The following is a 21,455-nucleotide window of genomic DNA, read 5'->3' as shown; positions in this document are numbered from 1 at the left end:
GCTCGGCGGATATTTACTGGTATCACACCGATCTGAACAGCGCGCCGCTGGAGGTGACCGACGCGGCGGGCAACCTGTGCTGGTCCGGGCAATACGACACCTTCGGCAAGCTGCAGGGCCAGACGGTAGCCGGCGCGGCGAAGCGGCAAGGCGCGCAGTATCAGCAGCCGCTGCGCTACGCCGGGCAATACCAGGACGACGAAAGCGGCCTGCACTACAACCTGTTCCGCTACTACGAACCCGAGGTGGGGCGTTTCACCACGCAGGATCCGATAGGGTTGCGCGGTGGGTTGAACCTGTATCAGTATGCGCCGAACCCGCTGATGTGGGTGGATCCGTTGGGGTTATCTGTAGAAGGAGTTCCACATGGCTTTAATAGTTTCGGCCAATTTAAACAGTTCGGTGAAGCATTACAGGCAGGAATGAGTAAATTAGGATATCCCGGCACAGTTTCATATATGCAAGGAAGCTCCGTATCGGGGGTAAGTTTCTCTACAGGTCAACCATTTGATGTTGGCCGTGTTAGTGATTTTGACGTTGCTATTTCACATCCTGAGCTATATCAAAAAGCAGAGCAGCTGGGAATAGGAAAAGGAGGGCGTACTGGACCAATTGATATGGGTAGTGAAATGGCTAAGAAATTAGGTATTGATGATACATTGCAAAAATTATCCAAAATGTCAGGAGGTAGACCTGTGAACGCAATGGTCTTTGAGTCTGCTGCTGAAGTTAAGGCTAAAGGAAAGGGAACTAGAATACCTGATAAATGTGGTGGATAAATTATGAAAAAATTATATTTTTTAAAATATGGCAGTATCATATCAAAAAAAGAAGCGAGCAAATTACTGGACGATAAATGGGATATAACTTGCTCGGAGTATGATAGCTCCTATTTTGGTGTTTACTTTGCATATACTGGCCTTTATGCGGACAAGTTAACCATTACTGATAATTATATTCCTCACTCTAATGAGTGGTTAGAGGAGGATAACAAAGAGTTTAGCACGATAATTAAGGTGTCTTTCACTAATGGGAAGAATCCAGAAAAACTCAGCAGGTACAAATTCTTGAAGAGTGCGTTTAATCAACTTGATGGATTATCGATCATAAGTGATGAGTGCATCGAAGAAGAGTGACCGACAAGCTGTCGAAAGGATCCTTTCTTTGGGGCACTTTAGTGTGCAGCATTAAATATGAGATATAAGATCAAAGCTTGAAAAGGAGATATTAGGTTCTTTAAAAATAAAAAAGAAGAGTAAAAACATTAGATTGTTAGTTGCATCAAAGGCCGCCTGCTGCAACACAGCGAACCCAATCAGGGTAAACCGGGCGCGCGGCTGGTGTACGATCTGGCGGATAACCTGCAGGGCGAGCGCAGAGCAACCTGATCAGCCGGCGCAACGGCCTGTACGAACAGCACTACCGCTACGACGCCGACAACCGGCTGGTGCGGGCGCACGGCCGCGGCCCGCAGGGCGAATTCGAGGCGCAGTATCATTACGACGCGCTGGGCCGCCGCAGCCGCAAGGCGGTGCGCTACAAGGGCAAAACCGAACAGACGACCCGTTTCCTGTGGCAGGGTCCGGTTTCTGCAGGAGCAGCGCGACGACGGCAGCCGCCGCAGCTGGAGCTACGATCCGGCCAGCCCGTGGAGCCCGCTGGCGGCGCTGGAGCAGGCGGGCGACAGCCGCTCGGCTGATATTTACTGGTACCACACCGATCTGAACAGCGCGCCGCTGGAAGTGACCGATGCAGCGGGCAACCTGTGCTGGTCCGGGCAATACGACACCTTCGGCAAGCTGCAGGGCCAGACGGTGGCCGGCGCGGCGAAGCGGCATGGCGCGCAGTATCAGCAGCCGCTGCGCTACGCCGGGCAATATCAGGACGACGAAAGCGGCCTGCACTACAACCTGTTCCGCTACTACGAACCCGAGGTGGGGCGTTTCACCACACAGGATCCGATAGGGCTGCGCGGCGGGTTGAACCTTTATCAGTATGCGCCGAACCCGCTGATGTGGGTGGATCCGCTGGGGTTATCTCCAGTAAGCCCAAAAACTGTTCTTTTCTCACAAGACAGTATTAATCCTGTCTTCGATGATGGCAGGAATGTTAATGAGTTAATTCATAGATTGAAAAACGATCCGTCATATATCAATCAAGTAGAACCTATTAGAAAAGTAAGAATGCGTGATTTACCAGAAAATGTACAAGAAAGGTTAATTTCCCAAGGTGCACATAAGGATTCTGTCTTTAGTCTTGATAACCGGCGTCTTTATGCAGCTAAAGAGGCTGGTGTAGCCAAAATCCCTTCTAGGTGGGCAACACAGGAAGAATTGTCGAAAATTAATCTTAATAGGCGTTTTTCAACTAAGAATTCAGGTAGGTCAATTAGAACTAGAGGATGTGCTTAAAATGAATGTACAAGCAATAAAAACTAAGTATGGAATCATACTAGGACGAGATGCCTTGATCATTTCTGAACATGAAATCAGTCTTTCTCCTTTTACATTTAAAGTTAAAGCGTTGCTTTCGTTATCGGCATGCGAGCCAGAGGTTTTGAATGAGGCAGATGTGAAAATAGAGTTCTTTTTTAGTGAAATAGAAAGGATGTCTATTTATAAAGTTGATGACTACCCTTATGAGAGGTATTCAGAGTCAAGCTTTGATTTGCTGGAAGAATACAGTTCAGGAAAAAAAAGAGTTGCGTTAAGTACTTATGATCATGTTTTCGATGTTACAGGTAATTTTAAAATATTGTATGAATAACGGGGCGTTTTGAATCGCAGAAAAAGATCGAAGTGGTAGGAGGCATAGTAACAACAGTCGCTGCGCGACGCCTTTGGATTGATAGAACACCACGAAACAGGACTACTTGATGCCTCCATACCATCGAGTAGGTACCTGTACCTATTAGCTGTTAAACCAATAACGGCGTGGGCGGTAGCGTGTTAAAACTACGAAGCCGTTAAGTATGGTCAAGCCCGTGGTGAAGGTTAGGGCGTTCCGGATGTTCATGAAATGGAGAGTGGCTGTGAACGAGAATAGGCAATTAGGTATTTTATTATTGGAAGACATTCCATTTGATAAGCTGCTTATTAAGCTGGAAAGGGCGTTTGGTGTTTCACTTCCTTGTGAAGATGATAAGGGGCGCTATGTGGCAAAAGCAGAACTAGATGATTATAATATAGAGGTTATAGATAGAGTTGATAGATTAGGGGATGTTCTTTGTGATGATAATCATGTGATCGACGTGAAAATAAAATCTAATGATTTTTTTAATCCAGACTTTGAGAGAAAAATAAAAAAATACTAAGAGATGGAGATGTGAAGTGGAAGGATGGAATTTGGACTAAGCTTCATAGGGATGAGGATTATAGAGTCGTCTATCCTGACTCTTAGTGTTCACGTTAACAATGTAACCATTTCTAAATCTGCGTTAGAGCCGACAATTCTCAGTCGGTTCTAAATGTTTAGAATGAAAAGTATCTAAACGAGCAGATTTGATAATTTTCAAATATCCATCCGTACACATTGATAAATAATTTAATATTACGGTATCTAACATGATTGATTTTAACGCTAGGATTGTGTCGGGTGTCTCCATGGGTAATGTCGCTTTAAATGAAAATATTTCATTATATATTAATGAGATGCACTCCAGATTTAGTGTCAAGATTAAAAGCCACTTCCTACCTGACGGGAATGAGCGAAATTCATATATAGTCGATAATGCCTTGACCGTCGTAACTGATAAAGACGGTGTCATTTTGTCACTTGGATGTAATGCTCATTATCAAGGGGGCTACAATGGAATCATATTTCCCGGAATGAGTGTGATAGATATAATAAAGCTGACGAGGTCGCAGAAAATATACAATGGCTCCATCATTATTAATGATGACTTTGGTGTTACGTTTATCCTCCCATCCCCATATGATGAGATTTCCGATGCGATAAACCATATCCCTGGTGGGGTGATGATAAACGAAATTTTCGTATCTGATTTTTCATTCTGGCGTTAGCTTATTGAATATATGAGTGGGTTTAGTGAGCATGAAATTAAATTTGGGGTGAGTGATATAGTTGTCACTGTCTACATAGATTCGGATACACCACCGATTTTTCACCCGATGTATGATAGAGTTTACTTTATATCAGATGAAGCTGTATTTGAATTTTACATTGATGATGAGGGGATTGTTAATTCACATTTAGTTGAAAAAATCGCTCCGTGGTTTGAGGTGGATGTGGATGATCAGTTTTCTATGATGTCAATTTATCCACAGGTTTTTAAAACTGAACTGGAGGTTAAAATAATTGCAGTGAATTATAGTGAAGAACCGTTCTCAGTGTTCATCGTAAGGTATAAAGATGGTGACCATGAAAAATTACTGTATTTAGAGCCAAAGAATTTTTTTGGATTTTTGATTTCATAGAAAAATTACAGAATGATTAGGGGGCAATGTGAGCAAGGAGTTAAAGCTTGATGTTATGAAAAACAGAAATGACTTGGTTGAAGGGACTTTTTGCTACTCTCTTTTTGAGAGGTCGTTCTTTGATGAGAAGCTATTAAGTGACTTAGTAAATAATTCAGAGGCGTTTTTGAAAGAAAATGAGTATGATACGGATATTTTAAACTTGCTATCATGGATTGTTAATGGTGTTGATCAATGTTTCACATCCCATAATGATAAAAATGACTATTATTCAATTGAAAACTATTCTGTGAATTTGGAGAGAAAATGGGGGCGTGTGTGGCGACCTGAGATTAATAAGATAATAAATGGCGATAAAGATTGTTAGTGTTTTACAACAAATATGAGAAACATTGAATATGAGATGTAAGGTAGATGCCTGAAAAGGAAATGTTAGGTTCTTTATAAATAAAAAAGAGGAAGAGTAAAAGCATTAGATTGTTAGTTGCATCAAAGGCCGCCTGCTGCAACACCGCGAACCCAATCAGGGCAAACCGGGCGCGCGGCTGGTGTACGATCTGGCGGATAACCTGCTGGGCGAGCGCAGCCCGCAGAGCGACATCGACGCGCACCTGCCGCTGGCGCCGATCGCCGACAAACTAAATACCCAATGTGCCGTTAATCAGGGTGCAGCACTGCCCGCCGATCCAAGGTTCGCCGTCAATAAAGCGCACGCTCACGCGGCCATCTCGATTCAGTTGGGTGCCCTGGCGCACCTGGTAGCCCTGTGCGGTCCGGCCGCCGTCGGGGAAGCGGTTGGCCTTCAATAAGCGCGCCAGGCAGGCGTTGGCGCTGCCGGTTACCGGATCTTCAATCAAAACACCGCATTCCACCATAAACGCGCGCATTTCGTAATCGGCCGGTTCGGTTGCGGAGCAGGGGCCATAGATCACCACGCCATCTACATCACACGCCGTTTGCAGCCGTTTAATCGTGGCCTGATCCGGCGTTATCGCCAGGCAGGATGGTGCGTCCGGCAGGCGCACCATCAGCCAGCGAATGCCCATCTCGGCAATCACCGGCAGGGGGCCTCCTTCAATCATCGCGGGCCGTAAAGCGGCCATCAGCCGTTCTGTTTCCTCAGCCGCCATTGGGCGAAACTCAACTTCGGGCGCGGCGAACGCCAAGGTGCCTTCCGGCTGGATATTGACCGCCACCAGGCCGACGCCGCATTCCTGCATCACCGTTCCAGGCCGTTTAGGTGCCAATCCGGCTTCCAGCAGGGCGTGGGCGGTGCCCAGCGTCGGGTGGCCGGCGAAGGGCAGCTCTTTTTCGGTGGTGAAAATGCGCACCTTATAATCCGCCGCCGGGTGCGTCGGTTTAAGCACAAAGGTGGTTTCCGAAAGGTTGGTCCAGCGGGCCAGTGCCAGCATCTGCGCGCTGCTCAGCCCCTCGGCCTCCAGCACCACCGCCACGGGGTTGCCCTGCAGCGGCGTACGGGTAAACACGTCCACCTGTTTGTAGGCGCGGGGTGTCACATCATCACTTCTGAGCATTTGCCATCATCCATTATCAACAAAACCTGATGATAACGATATTCGCCAATGGCTTCAAAGGGTTGAGTTTTGTTTTGAGATATCCGCCCGCCGCCATTTCAGCGTCGGCTTGGCGAACATCACCAGGTTGCCCAGCAGGATCAGGCACAGGCCCAGCACGGCGTTGAAGTGCCACTGATAGCCTTCGTAGATCGTTGAGATGGTCAGCGCCACCAGCGGGAACAACAGGGTGCTGTAGGCCGCCGCGCCGGCGCCGATGCGGCCGAGCAGGCTGAAGTAAGCGGCGAAGGCGATCACCGATCCGAAGATCGCCAGGTACAGCAGGGAGCCGATATAGCGGCTGCTGTATTCCATCTGGAACGATGCGCCCTGCGCCAGGGCGATCAGCGCCATCAACAGCGCGCCGTAGGTCATGGCGTAGGTATTGGTGGAAAAGATATCCAGCCCGCGGCGCTGATGGCGCGTGCTGATCATGTTGCCCAGCGAGAAACCGTAGGTACCGAGCGCGCTCAGGCCGATGCCTTTAAGCAGCTCCGGCGCCATGCGGGTGGCGGCCAGATCTTGCCAGAACAGCGCCACGATGCCGGTCAAACCCAGCAGCGCCGCCGGCAGCAGGTTGGGGCTGGGGCGCTGGCGGAAAAACAGCAGGCTGTTGAGGGCGTTGAACAGCACCGCCATCGAGAAGATCACCGATTCCAGCCCGCTGCTGATGTAGGCGGCCGCGTGGTAGAAGCAGAAGAAGTTGAAGCCGAACACACAGCAGCCCTGCAGCACGCAGAACAGATGATCGCGCGGGGCGAGGCGGCGCAGGCGGCGCGTTAGCAACAGCACGGCGAACATCACCGCGGCGGCAATGGCGAAGCGGTAAGCGATCGAGACGGGAATGGCCACCGGCCCTTCCTGTTGCAGGGTGATCGCAATCCAGGTGGTGCCCCAAATCAGCACCACGGCGAGGTACAACAGCGCATTCATTCTATTTGTTACTCCGAAAAAACCGATGGCGCAGTATCCGCTTTGGCGCGCGGCGGCGCTTGCAGCGCTTTGCGCTCAGTTGCATATTCTTGCGCTTTTTTTGCCAAAAGCGCGGGGCGGCGGCTGGTATGCGGCGGCGCCACTCTTTACACTGTCGGCATGTCGAACAACGGGGCCGGCGATGTCCAACTATCAGGCGTTTGAAACACTGCGTGAGCACAAGGCGCGGCTGCACGGCAGCGTGCTGCTGGGCACCGGCGTGGAGCTGGCCGCCTGGTCCAACTGCAACGATCGCGTCACGCAGGAAAGCGCCGACCACCATACCCTGAGCCTGTACGTCGCCGACGGCTATGAGTGCTACCAGCAGGTGCCGGGCGGCTGGCGCAACGGCGGCGGGCCGGATCGGTTCTGCATCATGCCGCGCCAATACGCCTCCACCTGGGATGTGCGCAGCGATCTGTCGTTCGTGCATCTGTATTGCACCGATGGGCATCTGCGGCAGCTGGCGGAGCAGACCTGGGATCGCAGCCCGGCGGCGATCAACGTGGAGCAGCGCAGCTTCGGCGAAGATCCGCAGATCACGCTGCTGTACCGCCAGTTTTTGCTCAACTGCGATTGGCATGACAGCGCCAATCTGCTGGCGCTCAGCAGCGCGTCGAACCTGCTGATGTCGCATCTGATCCAGCGTTACAGCCAGCTGCAGTGGAAGCTGCCGCCGGTGCGCGGCGGCCTGGCCCCTGCGGTAGCCCGGCGGGTGCGGGAATATATCGCAAGCCACCTCGATCGGCCTTTGCTGTTGGCGGATCTGGCGGCGCAGGCCGGGTTGAGCGAATACCATTTCGCCCGCATGTTCAAGCACGCCACCGGCCTGGCGCCGCACCAGTTCGTGATGCGCGCCCGGCTGCAGCGGGCGGAACAGCTGTTGCGGCATAGCCAACAGCCGATCACCGAGATCGCGCTGGCGTGCGGCTTCAGTTCCGCCAGCCATTTCAGCAACCGCTTCAAGGCGGCCTATGGATTTGCTCCGCTGCAGGTGCGGCTGGGGCGCTAACCGAAAGGGAGTGCAGCATGGATCAACAGTTTGCCGGGCTGGGCGTGTTGTTTGTCGCCGGATTCGGGCCCATCACGCGTGAGAGCGACGAGAGTAAGGCATTTTATGTCGAGGCGCTGGGGCTGCCGCTCAAGCCGATGCCGGGCAACGAAACCTATCTGCTGTCGGAGCAAGGCGCGCTGGACGGGGTGAAGCATTTTGCCCTGTGGCCGCTGGCGCAGGCGGCGCAGTCCTGCTTTGGCGACGATCGCTGGCCGGCGGATCTCGCGGTGCCGCAGGCATGGATCGAGTTTGACGTGGCCGACATGGCGGTAGCCACCCAGGGGCTGGTCGATCGCGGTTATCGGCTGTTGGTCGCCAATCGCGAAGAGCCGTGGGGGCAAAGCGTTACCCGTTTGCTTAGCCCGGAAGGCTTGCTGGTTGGCGTCACCCATACCCCCTGGCTGCGTTAAATGCCGTGCCGTTCGCCGCCGTTTTGCAGCGGCGGGCGGCCTAAGAACAAATACGCATTAGCTTAAAGCGATCCGCGCTATAGACCTATCGAATCCCCGAGTTGTTTCCTTCCCTGAAAGCAGTAATCCCGTTCATTGCGTAAAAACCAAGGGCCAGAACGCGCTATTGCCATGCCATTTTACGGCGATTTCCCCCCGTCTTTTTTTGCCGCCAGGTGCCTGATGGGAATAGAGATTATTCTTATATTTCCGCCAACCCTTAAGAAATAATAATGATTCTCGTTTTCAACCACGGAAAGGAGAAGGAACGATGAAAACAGTGAAGCGAACGGGCATTGCATTGGCGATAGCCCTGACTTTCCCCCTGGCATTGCCTGCCGCTACGGCGGCGCAACCCTCCCTGACAAACAGTAAGGCGGCGACGATGACGGAAAAACACGGGCAGTTCATTGCGGTCGGTAAAGTGGTGCAGGTGACCTTCGGCGATTTCGCCTTCAAGCTGGATTTTACCGATGACAAGACCATGACCTTCACCGGTATCGGCGAGGCGTCGCAGGGCATTACCGACACGGTACAGTACACCGCAGTGGAGATTCGGCCGAAGGTCTACATGGTCTATTGGCACGAACCGCAGTCCGGCGACAACGTGACGCATATCGAGGACTTTGAGCGCGGCGAGGTGTACACCAACATCGCCGCCAAGGACGGCAGCTTCACCCATCTGAAAGGGCAGCTGAAAATCGTAGGTCACTCAGGAAACTAAGGAGCAGTTATGAAAAAGGCATTGATCGCCTGTGCGATCGTCGGCGGCTTGCTGGCGAGTTACCCGGCGTTGTCAACGGATCAGGCGGCGTCGCAAAAGTCGGCCGGCAAGGGCGGCTATCATCATGCCCAGCAAAAGCTGAAGGTGGTGGAAGATCTGTACGCGGGCTTCTTCAACCGCCACGACATCGGCGTGGCGCAGAGGCTGATTGTGGAAAACTACAAGCAGCATAACCCGTTCGTCGGCGACGGCATCAAGCCGTTCCTCGATTTCTTCAGCCAGACCTTCAAAGACAATCCGCAATACAGCGCCAAAATATACCGCAGCGCGGTCAACGGCGATCTGGTCTACGTTCACGTCAAATACCAAAATAACCCGCAGGATCGCGGCACCGCCAGCGTGGATATTTATCGGGTGAACGATCAGGGGAAAATCACCGAGCATTGGGACGTCAATCAGGATGTGCCGGAAAAATCGGCTAACGACAATACCATGTTCTGAGCCACAAGGGCCGCTGCGGCGGCCCTCTACGCGCCCGCAACACTTTATTTACTTACATAAATATTAAATGACCGCCGCGTCGAGTAGGCTACGGCCGCCTTTGGCAGTGGTGGTACGGTTGATGGGCGTCATTGTCCCGCCACTGCTTGAGGCGTTTCCCCACATTCCCCGTTATCCCGCACGTTGATTTTCCACTTTTTTGAACTGATGACGCAGCTGCAGCGCATTGCAAAGCACCAAGACTGCCGTGACGGCGAACACCCAACGGAACCCCATCATCGCCGAAATGCCCGATCCCAGCAGTGGGCCAACCACGTTCCCCAGGTACATAAAGGATTGGTTATAGCCGAAGATGCGCCCGGTCACCTGATCGGAGGAATACTTCAGCAGCAGCGCCTGCACCGCCGGCATCAGCGCGCCGTCGGCAAAACCCAGCAGGAAGCGCAGAATGCCCAGCTGCAGCGGCGTATTGACCCAGGCCATCACGGCGAACAGGCCGGTGGTGAACAGCAGCGCGGCGATCAGGATGCGCGCGGTGCCGATGCGATCGCCGAGCCGCCCGAGGCGTGGCGCCGAGATCAGCGCCGCAATGCCGGGCACGGCGGCGATCATGCCGCTGACAAAGGCGATATTGCTGACGTCGCCCGATAGCTCGCGAATGAACAGCGTCAGGATCGGGCTGATGGACGAGTTAGCCAGCTGGATCATCAGGGTACAAACGAACAGGGTGACGATCAGCGTCGGATAGGGCAGCGAACGGAATACCGCCTTGCCGCTCAGCTGATCCGCTTTTTTCACCGTGATGCGCCGCTCTTTAATCAGGAACAGCGTCACCAGGAAGCTGACGAACATCAGCCCGGCGGTGACGAAAAATACCACCCGCAGCCCCAGATGGTCGGCCATCAGCCCGCCCAACAGCGGCCCGGCGATCACGCCGGAGATCTGCCCGGTAGAGAGCGTGCCCAGCGCCCAGCCGCTTTTATCACGCGGCGCCTGCGAGGCGACCAGCGCCATGGCGTTGGGAATATAGCCGGACGTCAGCCCCATCAGGGCGCGCAGCGCGAACAGCTGCCACACGTTAGTGGCCAGCCCCTGCAGCGCGATGACGATCGCCATGCCCAGCGAGGCGCGCAGCAGCATCAGCTTGCGGCCTTTGCGGTCGGCCAGGCTGCCCCACAGCGGCGAGACCACCGCCGAGACCAAAAAGGTGCCGCTGAACACCAGCCCGGACCACAGGCTGAGGGATTGGTGATCGCTGACGCCGAGCTGTTCGACGTACAGCGGCAGAAAAGGGAGGATTTGGCTCATCGCCAGCCCGGTGAAGAAACACCCGAGCCAGACCGAGATCAGATTGACTTTCCACGCTTCCATCGGCTTACCGTACCACGTTGAATAAGGAGGGATTTATTAATCAAAATAATAATAACACTGCAAATTAATCGGCGAGGGGCAAATGCGTGAGCAAACGTAACCCTGCCGATGCAGTGTCTTTTTTGCTATATATTAATAGCTATATTATCATAGGTAACTAGGTTAAGCCAGAGCGGCGCGGTAGCCAGGCAGGGCACTGCGCGATCCGGCGGTGTGAAAGCAGGGATAAACTGAACGCTAGATTGATGCCAATGAAAAAAGATCACCCTGAAGACGTGACGCTGCTGCGCACGCAGTTAATGTCGCTGGTGCGCCGTTTACGGCGCGAGTCGCGTAGCGACGAAAAATCCTGGGCCCAGCTGATGCTGTTGGGGGCTATCGATCGCCACGGCGGCGAGGCGACGCCGTCGCTGCTGGCGGAATCGGAGCGCATGCGTTCCTCTAACCTGGCGGCCGCGTTGCGTGAGCTGGAGGCCGACGGGCTGCTGGTGCGCACGCCGGATGCCGAAGATAAACGCCGGGTGCGGGTACGTCTGACGCCCGCCGGGCTGGGCCTGCTGCAGCAAAGCCGCAGCCGGCGCGAGGCGTGGCTGCTGGCGGCGATGGAAAGTTGTTTAACGGAGCAAGAACAGGCGCTGTTGGTTGAGGCGGGGGCGTTGATGGCGCGGCTGGCGGCGGCGCCAACGGACGAGGAATAATCGCTGGGCGGCCGGTGCGCCGCCCGTGCAGCGAGGTTACGGCATCGGCCAATCGACCGGCATGGTGCTGACCACGTCCACGTAGCGATCCCAGGCCGATGACCAGAACTGGGTGAAGGCTTCCAGGGTAAGGTGGATGCCCATCAGGCCCATCACGAACCAGCAGGCGGTAAACAGGCCCAGGCTGCTGAACATGAACGCCATGCCGTTGCGGCTGGTTTTACGGCAAACGACGTTTAACTGGCTGGCGAAGAACATCATCACGGCGCTCAGCAACTCCCAGCGCATCATGACTAAACCGGTGGCAATGGTACTCATCGAACTCGATCCTATGTAACAAAAAGCCGCATCCGGCAGGGCGCCGACAGGGAAATGCGGGGGAATATCGGTAATAGTGTGATTAAGATCACATTGTAGCATTGGGGCGAACGGGGGCTCAATGGGGATCGCGGTGAAAAAATCGCCGCCGGTAACATTCCAATATGCTGAAACAGTTATGCCATTTCATTAGCAACCTTTTCATGGGGCGTCGCGCCCGATAACGCTATGCTTGCCGGCTTTTCAGCCCCCTGATTTTGCGGGGAAATGTGACGCAAAAGGTACCGGCACTGCATGGCCCTGTTAAAAGAAACAATTCGCGACCACTCTGCGGAAGAAAGACTGTTTATCCGCCGGGCAGGCGTGGCGCTGGCGCTGGTAGTGGTGTGCTTCGGCGTATTGATCGTCAACCTCTACCGGCTGCAAATCCGCCAGCACGGCTTTTACCAGACGCGCTCCAACCAGAACGACATCAAGATGCTGCCGCTAGCTCCCAGCCGCGGGCTGATCTTTGATCGTAACGGCACTCCGCTGGTGCGAAACGTGACACTGTATCGTATCGAGATCACGCCCAGCAAAATCACCGACATGGCGGCGCTGCTGCAGGCGCTGACGCCGATCGTCGACCTGACGCCGGAGGACATCAGCGCGTTTCGCGATGACATGCACCACAACAGCCGTTACAAGCCGGTGACGCTAAAAACCGGTCTGAGCGACACCGAGGTGGCGCGCTTTGCCGTCAATCAATACCGTTTCGACGGGGTGACCATCGATACCTATCAACAGCGTGAATATCCTTACGGCGCTCAGCTGGCGCACGTGCTGGGCTATGTGTCGAAGATCAACGATAGCGATCTCAAGCGCCTGGACAAGGCCGGCCTGAGCGAAAACTACGCCGCCGACCGCAACATCGGCAAACAGGGCATCGAAGCCTATTACGAGTCCGAGCTGCACGGCACCACCGGCTATCAGGAGGTGGAGGTGGATAACCACGGGCGCGTGATCCGCCTGCTGAAGGAGCAGCCTCCGAAGGCCGGCAAGAACATCTACCTGACGCTGGATTTGCCGCTGCAGCAGTACATCGAATCGGTGCTGAAGGGGCAGCGCGCCGCGGTGGTGGTGGAAGATCCGCGCGACGGCGGCATCCTGGCGATGGTCTCCAGCCCCAGCTACGATCCCAATCCTTTCGTCAAAGGCATCGGCTATCAGGCCTATAAGGCGCTGCTGACCAACCCGGATCTGCCGCTGATCAACCGCGTCACCCAGGGGCTGTACCCGCCGGCGTCCACGGTGAAGCCCTACATGGCCGTTTCGGCGCTGTTCGCCGGGGTGATCACGCCCACCACCACCTTTTTCGGTGCGCCGACCTGGACGCTGCCCGGCACTGAGCGCCGCTACCGCGACTGGCTGAAAACCGGCCACGGCATGCTCAACGTCACCAAAGCGATCGAGGAGTCCGCCGACACCTTCTTTTATCAGGTGGCGTATGAGATGGGCATCGATCGTATTCACCACTGGCTGAGCCAGTTCGGCTACGGCCAGTCCACCGGCATCGATCTGAACGAAGAGTATCGCGGCGTGCTGCCGAGCCGCGACTGGAAGCTGAAGGTGCACAAAAAAGGCTGGTATCAGGGGGATACGGTTTCGGTGGGCATCGGCCAGGGGTATTGGGTGGCGACGCCAATCCAGATGGTAAAAGCGCTGACCACGCTGATCAACAACGGCCAGGTGAAAACGCCGCATCTGCTGTATTCGCTGCAGCAGGGCAACCGGGTGACGCGCTACCAGCCGCCGGCGCAAGCGGCGCAGATCGGTGATCCCCACTCGCCTTACTGGGGCATCGTGCGCAACGGCATGTACGGCATGGCCAACCTGCCGAACGGTACCGGTTACAAGTTGTTCCACACCGCGCCGTACCAGATCGCCGCCAAATCCGGCACCTCGCAGGTGTTCAGCCTGAAGCAAAACCAGACCTACAACGCCAAAATGATCCCGGTGCGGCTACGCGATCACATCTTCTATACGCTGTTCGCGCCTTACAAAAACCCCCGGGTGGCGATGGCGCTGATCCTGGAAAACGGCGGTGGCGACGGCGTGGTGGCGGGGCCGACCGCACGCGCGATCCTCGACCATATTTTTGACCCGGCCAACGCGCCACAGCCCGGTGATATGCCGCAAAGTAAACCGCAGTTAAACGACAGTGCGGATGTGCAACGGTGATGCGGTTTGTTTTTACTTTCTTACAAACTGCAATCTCCTGACCATTTCCGGCAAGGTAGACTGAAATAACACCATAAACCGAATAAAAACGTAGGGTTAACACAACAGTGGCGCCATCGACCAAAAAGAGCGGTAAAACCTATTCCACAGTTCGTTTCGGCTGGATTTGCGCCGGCATGCTGGTCTGTTTTTTTCTGTTGGCGTTCAGGGTCGGCTACCTGCAGCTGCTGGAACACCAGCAGTTGGCGGATCAGGCCGACCAGCGTTCGATCCGCACCCAGGTGGTGCCGACCAACCGCGCTATGATCACCGATCGCAACGATGAGGCGCTGGCGGTCAGCGTGTCGTCCAAAGACATCGTGCTGGACCCGAAGCATATTCTCGATACCCAGACCGATACCGGTAACGAACGCTGGCAGAGTATGGCCAACGTGCTGAAGATCCCGCTGGCGGACATCCAGCATCTGATCCAGAGCAACGCGCACAAACGTTTTGTCTACCTGGCACGCAAGGTGGAGGATGACAACGCCGCCTACATCAGCAAACTGCACCTGACCGGCGTCAGCGCCGAGCAGGATTTCAGCCGCTTTTATCCGATGGGCCAGGATGCCGCCGGGCTGATCGGCATCGTCGGCCAGGACAATCAGGGACTGGAGGGCATCGAGCTTGGGTTCAACCCGCTGTTGCAGGGAAAAAACGGCCTGCGGGTCTATCAGAAGGATGGCAGCGGCGCGGTGATCGGCGTGCTCAAAAGCGTGGATCCGGTGCCGCCGCCGAACGTGACGCTCAGCATCGACAAATTTATCCAGTACGTGCTCTATGCGCAGATCCGCGACGGCGTGGTGGCTAACCAGGCCGACTCAGGCTGCGCGGTGCTGGTCAAGATCGACACCGGCGAAATCCTCGGCATGGCCAGCTATCCGTCGTTCAACCCGAACAACTATGGCAGCACGCCGGCGAAAGATATCCGCAACGTGTGCAGCAGCGACAGCTTCGAACCGGGTTCGACGGTGAAACCGGTGGTGGTGATGGTGGGGTTGGAACATAAGCTGATCCGGCCGGATACCGTGTTGGACACCACGCCGTATCGGGTGAACGGTCACCTGATCAAAGACGTCGGCCACTGGTCGAAACTGACCATCACCGGCGTGCTGCAAAAATCGAGCGACATCGCGGTATCGCACATTGCGCTGGCGCTGCCGGCCACCGTGCTGCCGGCGGTCTACCGTAGCTTTGGCCTGGGGCGGCCGACCGAGCTTGGCATCGGCAACGAGAGCAGCGGCTATCTGCCGCAGCACCGTGAACGCTGGGCCGATATCGAACGCGCTACCTTCTCCTTCGGCTATGGGCTGCGCGTGACGCCGCTGCAGATGGCACGCGAATATGCTGCTATCGGTTCCTTCGGCATTTATCGCCCGCTGTCGATCACCAAGGTGACGCCGCCGGTGATGGGGCAACGTATTCTGCCGGCGGATACGGTACGGTCCGTGGTGCATATGATGGAGAGCGACGCCTTGCCAGGCGGCAGCGGGGTGAGCGCCGCGGTGCCGGGCTATAGGCTGGCGATCAAAACCGGTACCGCCGAGAAAATGGGCCCCAGCGGCAAATACGACGGCGGCTACATCAACTACACCGCCGGTGTGGCGCCGGCCAGCGATCCGCAGGTGGCGCTGGTGGTGATGGTCAACAACCCGAAAGCCGGCAAGCACTTCGGCGGTTCGGTGGCGGGGCCGGTGTTCGGCAAGATCATGGCCCAGGTGCTGGAGCACATGAATATCCTGCCGGATGCCCAACCGCTTAACGTGGTGTCGTCGGTCAAGGGCTGATGGGGATTAGCGCGATTCCAGCAGGCGCTTTAGCGCCCGCAGATCGGCGTTCACCAGCCCGGCGTCGCGGGCGAACAGCGCGTCGTCCATGTCCGGCTGGCGGAACAGGGTGAAGATCACCTCGGTGCCGTGCCGGTTGGCGAGCGCGCGCAGCGGCACGTAGACCACGCCGCCGTTCGGCAGCGTCACCCAATGATCCAGCACGCCGAAGGCATTCGGCGCGCTGAAGCGAATACGAAGGTTTCCCTGTGGGGTGTCTGCCACCCATTCTTCATCTTCCTGCCGTAAACTGTTGGCCAACCCTTTGGCCCACAAGGGGAAATTTTCCGGCTGGCTGAGAAAGGCGTACACCTCGTCACAGGGGCGGTTGATGGCAATATGCAGCGTTTGCGCGCTCAGCATCGTGGCTTCTCCGGTTGGCGGTGATACTTCAGTGTAGATCTCGCCGTGCTCAGAAGTAGTAACCGATGTTCACGTTAGTGCGAAAATACCATTTATTGCTGCCGGAGGATTGCGTGCCGGTCCAACCGGTGGCGTTTTCCACGCCGCCCCACGGGTTGGCATTCTGCGCCCAGGTCAGGTCCACCCACAGCATCACCGGCATGGCGAACACCTGCACCCCCAGCGTATTCATTTTGGAGTCGGAACCGCCGTGCTTATCCTTCCAGAGCACGCTGTAGTCGTTGTAGAACCGCAGCTTTTTCACCGGCCCCCAGGGTACGTCGACGTCGCGCGCCAGGTTGATGGCGGCGGTGGTGGCCTGCGACGGGATCAGATAGGCCGGCGTCAGGCCGTTGCCGCCCATCAGGATCACCGAATTGTTGGCCCCGGCCGGGCCTTTGGCATCGTAACCGTAGCGGATCACCTGGCCGGACAGATGCCAGGGATCGTTATTCACCAGCGTATGCAGGCCCGCCGCCCAGAAGCTGCCGTTATCGCCGGTAGCCTGGTTGTAGAGCCGTGAGGCCGCCAGCGAACCGCCGAGCTCATTGTCCCAGCCGCCCTGGTGGAAAGCGCGCGTCAGCCGCAGGTTTATCTGATCGCGTTTTTCGTTGCGCTGCAGGTGCTGTGACGCATAGTTGGTGTTTTTCAAATCGTCGTAGCTGGCGACGTCGGGGGCGTAACGCACGCCGGTCGGCATCATGCGCGGGTAATAGGCGGCGTCGAAGGCCCAATCATCATGCTGATATTGGTATTTGGCGCCCAGCCCGGTGTTGACGCCAAAGCCGAGGTAAAACGGAATGCCGTACGACCAGCCGAACTGCGGGTAGGGCATCAGGCCGAACGGTTTGAACGGCGCGCCCAGTTGCACGGCGGAACGTTCAGACAGGTGATAGCCGACATAGGCGCAGTCGATGGCGTATTTGCGCCGATCCTGAAACCAGAATCCGCCATCGAAAAATGCATCGTTTACCTGGCCGACGGCATCGATGCGAAAAGCGTCAAAGCGTAAATGCGGAGGATTCCGATAATTGCTGCTGTGCCAGTCTTCATAGCGATAATTGGCGCGCAGTGCGCCGCCGATATCAATATTCTTTTTATTATCCTCGCTTTGCCAATGAATATGCGGAAATGCCGGGCGGCTTTTTTTTACCGGCGCCGCGGTGGTGGCAACATCGTTGGGCAATGCGGCGACGGTTGCATAACTCACTGGTGAAACAAGGAAAAAACAAAGCGTGATCTTGCGCATAGCAGGCCCCTGAAGAAAATAGACTGTTTATTAAGGCGAGCGAGTTTCACCTGTGAACAGGGCATTTACGCTCATCGGTTTTATATTTGAGACGATTTTATTGAGCGTTTCATATATTAAATTTCGCGCCGGTTAATATATGAAACTTTGTTTCTTTTTTAATGGAAAAACTATAAATCCGGTATTAAACAAGTCAAGAAATAAAAATGAGAGTTGACGGGCAATACCGATTATTGGGGGATCTTGGCCGGCGGGGGCGACGCAGAGCAGGCTGAAATAGTCGTGTCATCAATGCCCGTTAGACTCGCGGCATCCTGGTATGACTGACTAAAAATCATGAACATAAAACTGACACTGGGCCGCAGGGTAAAACCTGCGGCAGCGCTACCGCGTGCGTTTGGCTTCGGCAAGAGCATGGGCTTATTAAGCGGGGTAATTTGCGTTATCGCGCTATTTTCTCTGCTGCAATTGTTTTCCACCCTATTTATTTCCAATATTTTGCGCGACGCCAAGGTTAATCTGGTGACGGGCGATGCGTTGCATCGCCAGCAGGCGACAATGGATCGCGCCAGACTGTCGCTGCTGACGGCCAGCGATACCCTGAACCGTGCGGGCATCTATTATCTGCAGGATAAAGCCACCGGCTCCGAGGGCAGTTGGCATAGCCTGCTGGATGAATCGTTGGCGGCGTTGGCGGCTTCAAAGCAGGCCTTTGCCCGGTTCGAGCGCTTGAGCGCGGCTGCGCCCGAAGCGACGGGCGCCCTGAAAGACAGCTATCGTCTGTTCTATGACGGCCTGAAGGAACAGGCGCAAGGGTTGCAAAGCAGCGCCAGCGTCGATGCGTTTTTCGCCGTGCCGATCCAGGCGTTTCAGGCGGATTTCAACGAGAAGTATCTTGCCTACCAGACGCTGAACGAGCGGCGTGGCGATGACGTCAACGTGCGGCAATTGGCGGCGCTGGAGCAGGCCAAGATCTTTGCGTTTGGCGCGCTGGCGGCGCTGGCGCTGATTGCCGTAGGGGTCTGGGTCGGCGTCTCTCGCTGGGTTATCGCACCGTTGCAGCGGGCAATCGCACACCTCAACGTGCTGGCCGCCGGCGATCTTTCGCGGCCGCTGCCGCCTGAGCGGGCATTCAACCGCGAGATGCGTCAGCTGCAGACCAGCATTGGCCATATGCAAAGCGGCTTGCAGCGTCTGGTGAGCGAGGTGCGCGATGCGGCGAGCGGGATCCTGAGCGGCGTTGGGCGGCTGGCGGACGGCAATCGCCAGTTGACGGCGCAGTCGGCGAAGCAGGACGGCGAATTGCAGTTGGCGACCGAGCACGTGCAGCAGCTGGCGGCGCGGGTGGAAGAAAACGGCCAATACGCCCAGCAGGCCAGCCAACGAACCGAACAAGCCCGGCAGTACGCCGGCGCCGGTGAGCAGATGATGGAAACCGTCAATGTTTCAATCCAAGGGATCGTCATCCAATCGGCCGAGATGCGTGGCATCGTCGCGCTGATCGACAGCGTGGCGTTCCAGACCCATATTCTGGCGCTGAATGCGGCGATCGAGGCCGCGCATGCCGGCGTTCACGGCCGCGGCTTTGCCATCGTAGCCAAAGAGGTGGGTCTGTTGGCGCAAAAGAGCAGCCATTCGACGCGCGATATTCAGCAGTTGATCAACCGTTCACTGCAGCAAATCGATCAAGGTTCGCAGGCGGTGGATCTGCTGACCGGCAACCTGCGCCAGATTATCGATCTGGTGAACAAATGCAGTGCCCTGATGGCGGAAATCTCGCAGGCGTCTTTCAATCAGGGGGAGAGCATTCAGGACGTGACGGCGCGCATTGCGGCGCTGAATCAGGTGGTGCAACAAACCGGCGCCGTGGTGAACGCGGTGACCGACGCTTCTCAGTCGCTGCAGGGCGAATCGGAACGGTTGGAAAAAGCGATGGCGCGTTTCAGGCTGCCTGTGCAATAAATAACCCTGACGCAGGTTAATGAATAATAAAGCTGCGCTAAACGTTATTTATTATTTTCCACCGCTGAGGGACGTTATTTCGATAAATAAAAAACAGACCGGCGCTTATGGATTAAAAAAATGCCGGCCTGCAGAGATTATTTTAACGCGATGATTAACGGCTGGTCTGGTGGCCGATAATGCCACCCAGCGCCGCGCCGCCGAGGGTACCCAGCGTGCTGCCGTCGGTCAGCACCGCACCGCCGACTGCACCGACGCCCGCGCCGATCGCCGTGTTGCGATCGCGATTGGACATATGCCCACATGCGGTAACGGAAAGCGTTGCCATCACCACCACCAACACACCTACGGCACGTTTAATATTCATAATGAGTTCCTGGTAAATTGACTGATTAATGGATTAAAAATAATCCGATTAACCTGCCGGTAGAAGTTGGGATGAATGTATTCCTCCGTAAGAAAATCGAACAGGTAAAAATTCTTAATTTTGCGGCGGTGAAAAGCGATTGCTCGCCGAATGTGCGGCCGCCGGTAAAATCGTGGGTCTATACTGGAAAGACGCCTCGCGGGGTGCGGGGCGCACACTCTGGAGGCCGCCATGTCCGATCTCGTTTCCGCATCCGGCAAACCGGTGAAAATCCCCGGCCCGGACCACCCAATCACCTTGACCCGCCATCCGGCGCGGGTTGTCGTGCGTGCAGCCGGTCAGACCCTGGCCGACAGCCGCAACGTGCTCATCCTGCAGGAAGCCACCTATCCGCCGGTGTTTTACTTTCCGCGTGAGGATGTGAATCGGGCGCTGTTGCAGAAAAACGAGCACGTCAGCTACTGCCCTTATAAGGGCGACTGCAGTTATTTCTCCCTTGTGCTTAACGGCGAGCAGGAGGCCAATGTGGCCTGGAGTTATGAAATGCCCTACAACGCCGTGGTAGCGATCAAGGATCATCTGGCATTTTATCCCGATAAAGTGACGGAGATCCGCACAGAAGCGTGAGCCGCCGCCGCCATCGGGCGGGGCAGGTTGACATTTTCATTATCCCTACTCATTATGTGTATTATCGTAAATTGATACGCTTTCCTTATGTTTTAATCCGACATAAACGAAACTCTGAGCAGGTGCCAAGGTGTCTACCTCTACGCGATTTGCCGTTGCCATCCATATTCTGACCAATATCACGCTGTGTCGTGGCCAGACGGTGCGTTCAGAAGACATCGCGCGCAGCGTCAACACGAATCCGACGGTAGTACGGCGCATCCTCGGCGCGCTGGCGGAGGCCGGGCTGACCTATTCACAGATGGGACAAGGCGGTGGGGCGCTGCTGGCGCGGCCGGCGGAAACGATCTCGCTGCTGGACGTGTATCGCGCGGTAGAGGATCAACCGTATTTCATGCTGCACCGTACCCGGCCTAACGATGCGTGCTATATCGGCCACGCCATTACCCCGGTGCTGGAGCAAGAATTTGCACGCGTCGGTCACGCGCTGGAAGCCAGCCTGGCGCAAACCAGCATCGCCGAAATGGCCGGGCAGGTCGAACGGTGCGCGGGCTATCCTTTTGTCCCTTGTTCACCGCAATATCAAGCGGATACGCAATAAAAAACCACGCAAATTCCCGCTACGCGCAGAGCATTTTTTGCATTGCGTTAATGTAATTGTGTAAG

Annotated in this window: 24 protein-coding genes and 1 pseudogene; 18 read left to right on the top strand and 7 right to left on the bottom strand. The window is 55.6% G+C overall.

Annotated elements, in window-relative coordinates:
• The 8 genes and pseudogenes from WA302_RS15705 to WA302_RS15670 form a co-directional block, all read left to right on the top strand.
• On the top strand, positions 1-779 hold a 779-nt coding region (locus WA302_RS15705; RefSeq protein WP_336064446.1), incomplete at its 5' end, for an RHS repeat domain-containing protein.
• 3 nt (positions 780-782) lie between these two features.
• A complete protein-coding gene (locus WA302_RS15700; protein WP_025302770.1) occupies positions 783-1,136 on the top strand; it encodes a hypothetical protein in 354 nt (117 codons plus the stop codon).
• A gap of 147 nt (positions 1,137-1,283) precedes the next feature.
• A pseudogene (locus WA302_RS15695) lies at positions 1,284-2,411 on the top strand (RHS repeat domain-containing protein); the annotation flags it as partial.
• Position 2,412: 1 nt separating this feature from the next.
• The gene (locus WA302_RS15690; protein ID WP_049295562.1) at positions 2,413-2,766 is read left to right on the top strand and encodes a hypothetical protein; all 354 of its coding nucleotides are present in this window, start codon (positions 2,413-2,415) and stop codon (positions 2,764-2,766) included.
• 265 nt (positions 2,767-3,031) lie between these two features.
• A complete protein-coding gene (locus WA302_RS15685; RefSeq protein WP_197826672.1) occupies positions 3,032-3,313 on the top strand; it encodes a hypothetical protein in 282 nt (93 codons plus the stop codon).
• 250 nt (positions 3,314-3,563) lie between these two features.
• Positions 3,564-4,022, top strand: coding sequence for a hypothetical protein (locus tag WA302_RS15680; protein ID WP_261456354.1), 459 nt, complete (start codon positions 3,564-3,566; stop codon positions 4,020-4,022).
• Between the two features lie 12 nt (positions 4,023-4,034).
• Positions 4,035-4,436 carry a hypothetical protein gene (locus WA302_RS15675; protein ID WP_261438760.1) on the top strand — a complete coding sequence of 134 codons (402 nt, stop codon included), beginning with the start codon at positions 4,035-4,037 and terminating at the stop codon, positions 4,434-4,436.
• A 28-nt stretch (positions 4,437-4,464) separates the two neighbouring features.
• A complete protein-coding gene (locus WA302_RS15670; RefSeq protein WP_080350763.1) occupies positions 4,465-4,803 on the top strand; it encodes a hypothetical protein in 339 nt (112 codons plus the stop codon).
• Between the two features lie 271 nt (positions 4,804-5,074).
• Here the strand turns inward: WA302_RS15670 and WA302_RS15665 are convergent, their stop codons facing one another.
• Positions 5,075-5,971, bottom strand: a complete 897-nt coding sequence (locus tag WA302_RS15665; protein ID WP_049203996.1) for a PhzF family phenazine biosynthesis protein — start codon at positions 5,969-5,971, stop codon at positions 5,075-5,077.
• A gap of 54 nt (positions 5,972-6,025) precedes the next feature.
• Positions 6,026-6,943 carry a DMT family transporter gene (locus WA302_RS15660; protein WP_049207124.1) on the bottom strand — a complete coding sequence of 306 codons (918 nt, stop codon included), beginning with the start codon at positions 6,941-6,943 and terminating at the stop codon, positions 6,026-6,028.
• Positions 6,944-7,124: 181 nt separating this feature from the next.
• Between WA302_RS15660 and WA302_RS15655 the strand changes: the two genes are divergently transcribed.
• From WA302_RS15655 to WA302_RS15640, 4 genes are all read left to right on the top strand, one after another.
• Positions 7,125-7,994: a helix-turn-helix domain-containing protein gene (locus tag WA302_RS15655; RefSeq protein ID WP_049203998.1), complete on the top strand. Its 870-nt coding sequence runs from the start codon at positions 7,125-7,127 to the stop codon at positions 7,992-7,994.
• Positions 7,995-8,011: 17 nt separating this feature from the next.
• Positions 8,012-8,446 carry a glyoxalase/bleomycin resistance/dioxygenase family protein gene (locus tag WA302_RS15650; RefSeq protein WP_049203999.1) on the top strand — a complete coding sequence of 145 codons (435 nt, stop codon included), beginning with the start codon at positions 8,012-8,014 and terminating at the stop codon, positions 8,444-8,446.
• 424 nt (positions 8,447-8,870) lie between these two features.
• The gene (locus tag WA302_RS15645) at positions 8,871-9,209 is read left to right on the top strand and encodes a MoaF-related domain-containing protein (RefSeq protein WP_016927790.1); all 339 of its coding nucleotides are present in this window, start codon (positions 8,871-8,873) and stop codon (positions 9,207-9,209) included.
• A gap of 9 nt (positions 9,210-9,218) precedes the next feature.
• Entirely contained in the window at positions 9,219-9,710 is a 492-nt protein-coding gene (locus WA302_RS15640; RefSeq protein ID WP_025302780.1) for a nuclear transport factor 2 family protein, read from the top strand.
• Positions 9,711-9,881: 171 nt separating this feature from the next.
• Here the strand turns inward: WA302_RS15640 and WA302_RS15635 are convergent, their stop codons facing one another.
• Positions 9,882-11,081, bottom strand: coding sequence for a multidrug efflux MFS transporter (locus WA302_RS15635; RefSeq protein ID WP_004940721.1), 1,200 nt, complete (start codon positions 11,079-11,081; stop codon positions 9,882-9,884).
• Between the two features lie 251 nt (positions 11,082-11,332).
• On the opposite strand from WA302_RS15635, the gene WA302_RS15630 reads away from it, so the two are divergent.
• Positions 11,333-11,779 carry a MarR family winged helix-turn-helix transcriptional regulator gene (locus tag WA302_RS15630; RefSeq protein WP_038629307.1) on the top strand — a complete coding sequence of 149 codons (447 nt, stop codon included), beginning with the start codon at positions 11,333-11,335 and terminating at the stop codon, positions 11,777-11,779.
• A 36-nt stretch (positions 11,780-11,815) separates the two neighbouring features.
• Here WA302_RS15630 and WA302_RS15625 read toward each other — a convergent pair whose 3' ends face one another.
• Positions 11,816-12,097 (bottom strand): YjcB family protein, encoded by a 282-nt coding sequence (locus WA302_RS15625; protein WP_033634498.1) that lies wholly within the window; start codon positions 12,095-12,097, stop codon positions 11,816-11,818.
• 294 nt (positions 12,098-12,391) lie between these two features.
• Here WA302_RS15625 and mrdA point away from each other — a divergent pair, with 294 nt between their 5' ends.
• Entirely contained in the window at positions 12,392-14,317 is a 1,926-nt protein-coding gene (mrdA, locus tag WA302_RS15620; RefSeq protein WP_049204000.1) for a penicillin-binding protein 2, read from the top strand.
• A 107-nt stretch (positions 14,318-14,424) separates the two neighbouring features.
• A complete protein-coding gene (locus tag WA302_RS15615) occupies positions 14,425-16,143 on the top strand; it encodes a penicillin-binding transpeptidase domain-containing protein (protein WP_049204001.1) in 1,719 nt (572 codons plus the stop codon).
• A 6-nt stretch (positions 16,144-16,149) separates the two neighbouring features.
• Here the strand turns inward: WA302_RS15615 and WA302_RS15610 are convergent, their stop codons facing one another.
• Together WA302_RS15610 and WA302_RS15605 are read right to left on the bottom strand one after the other, a co-directional pair.
• A complete protein-coding gene (locus tag WA302_RS15610; RefSeq protein ID WP_049204002.1) occupies positions 16,150-16,545 on the bottom strand; it encodes a polyketide cyclase in 396 nt (131 codons plus the stop codon).
• A gap of 49 nt (positions 16,546-16,594) precedes the next feature.
• Positions 16,595-17,833 (bottom strand): hypothetical protein, encoded by a 1,239-nt coding sequence (locus WA302_RS15605; protein WP_336064437.1) that lies wholly within the window; start codon positions 17,831-17,833, stop codon positions 16,595-16,597.
• 414 nt (positions 17,834-18,247) lie between these two features.
• Between WA302_RS15605 and WA302_RS15600 the strand changes: the two genes are divergently transcribed.
• The gene (locus tag WA302_RS15600; RefSeq protein ID WP_193389593.1) at positions 18,248-19,795 is read left to right on the top strand and encodes a methyl-accepting chemotaxis protein; all 1,548 of its coding nucleotides are present in this window, start codon (positions 18,248-18,250) and stop codon (positions 19,793-19,795) included.
• A gap of 154 nt (positions 19,796-19,949) precedes the next feature.
• Here WA302_RS15600 and osmB read toward each other — a convergent pair whose 3' ends face one another.
• Entirely contained in the window at positions 19,950-20,162 is a 213-nt protein-coding gene (gene osmB / locus WA302_RS15595; protein ID WP_336064436.1) for an osmotically-inducible lipoprotein OsmB, read from the bottom strand.
• A 231-nt stretch (positions 20,163-20,393) separates the two neighbouring features.
• On the opposite strand from osmB, the gene WA302_RS15590 reads away from it, so the two are divergent.
• Positions 20,394-20,789 (top strand): DUF427 domain-containing protein, encoded by a 396-nt coding sequence (locus WA302_RS15590; protein ID WP_025302787.1) that lies wholly within the window; start codon positions 20,394-20,396, stop codon positions 20,787-20,789.
• A 130-nt stretch (positions 20,790-20,919) separates the two neighbouring features.
• Positions 20,920-21,390 (top strand): Rrf2 family transcriptional regulator, encoded by a 471-nt coding sequence (locus tag WA302_RS15585; protein WP_025302788.1) that lies wholly within the window; start codon positions 20,920-20,922, stop codon positions 21,388-21,390.
• Positions 21,391-21,455 lie beyond the last annotated feature (65 nt).

Origin of the sequence: Serratia sp. 201, from assembly GCF_037027545.1 — a bacterium.
GTDB lineage: Bacteria > Pseudomonadota > Gammaproteobacteria > Enterobacterales > Enterobacteriaceae > Serratia > Serratia bockelmannii.
The sequence above is the reverse complement of the archived record's forward strand: the minus strand, read 5'-3'. Positions and strand labels throughout refer to the sequence as shown.

Coding starts and splice junctions, on each gene's coding strand:
- WA302_RS15700 (WP_025302770.1), top strand. CDS start 783: ATGAAAAAATTATATTTTTTAAAATATGGCAGTATCATATCAAAAAAA.
- WA302_RS15690 (WP_049295562.1), top strand. CDS start 2,413: ATGAATGTACAAGCAATAAAAACTAAGTATGGAATCATACTAGGACGA.
- WA302_RS15680 (WP_261456354.1), top strand. CDS start 3,564: ATGATTGATTTTAACGCTAGGATTGTGTCGGGTGTCTCCATGGGTAAT.
- WA302_RS15675 (WP_261438760.1), top strand. CDS start 4,035: ATGAGTGGGTTTAGTGAGCATGAAATTAAATTTGGGGTGAGTGATATA.
- WA302_RS15665 (WP_049203996.1), bottom strand. CDS start 5,971: ATGCTCAGAAGTGATGATGTGACACCCCGCGCCTACAAACAGGTGGAC.
- WA302_RS15660 (WP_049207124.1), bottom strand. CDS start 6,943: ATGAATGCGCTGTTGTACCTCGCCGTGGTGCTGATTTGGGGCACCACC.
- WA302_RS15655 (WP_049203998.1), top strand. CDS start 7,125: ATGTCCAACTATCAGGCGTTTGAAACACTGCGTGAGCACAAGGCGCGG.
- WA302_RS15650 (WP_049203999.1), top strand. CDS start 8,012: ATGGATCAACAGTTTGCCGGGCTGGGCGTGTTGTTTGTCGCCGGATTC.
- WA302_RS15645 (WP_016927790.1), top strand. CDS start 8,871: ATGACGGAAAAACACGGGCAGTTCATTGCGGTCGGTAAAGTGGTGCAG.
- WA302_RS15640 (WP_025302780.1), top strand. CDS start 9,219: ATGAAAAAGGCATTGATCGCCTGTGCGATCGTCGGCGGCTTGCTGGCG.
- WA302_RS15635 (WP_004940721.1), bottom strand. CDS start 11,081: ATGGAAGCGTGGAAAGTCAATCTGATCTCGGTCTGGCTCGGGTGTTTC.
- WA302_RS15630 (WP_038629307.1), top strand. CDS start 11,333: ATGAAAAAAGATCACCCTGAAGACGTGACGCTGCTGCGCACGCAGTTA.
- WA302_RS15625 (WP_033634498.1), bottom strand. CDS start 12,097: ATGAGTACCATTGCCACCGGTTTAGTCATGATGCGCTGGGAGTTGCTG.
- mrdA (WP_049204000.1), top strand. CDS start 12,392: ATGGCCCTGTTAAAAGAAACAATTCGCGACCACTCTGCGGAAGAAAGA.
- WA302_RS15610 (WP_049204002.1), bottom strand. CDS start 16,545: ATGCTGAGCGCGCAAACGCTGCATATTGCCATCAACCGCCCCTGTGAC.
- WA302_RS15605 (WP_336064437.1), bottom strand. CDS start 17,833: ATGCGCAAGATCACGCTTTGTTTTTTCCTTGTTTCACCAGTGAGTTAT.
- WA302_RS15600 (WP_193389593.1), top strand. CDS start 18,248: ATGGGCTTATTAAGCGGGGTAATTTGCGTTATCGCGCTATTTTCTCTG.
- osmB (WP_336064436.1), bottom strand. CDS start 20,162: ATGAATATTAAACGTGCCGTAGGTGTGTTGGTGGTGGTGATGGCAACG.
- WA302_RS15590 (WP_025302787.1), top strand. CDS start 20,394: ATGTCCGATCTCGTTTCCGCATCCGGCAAACCGGTGAAAATCCCCGGC.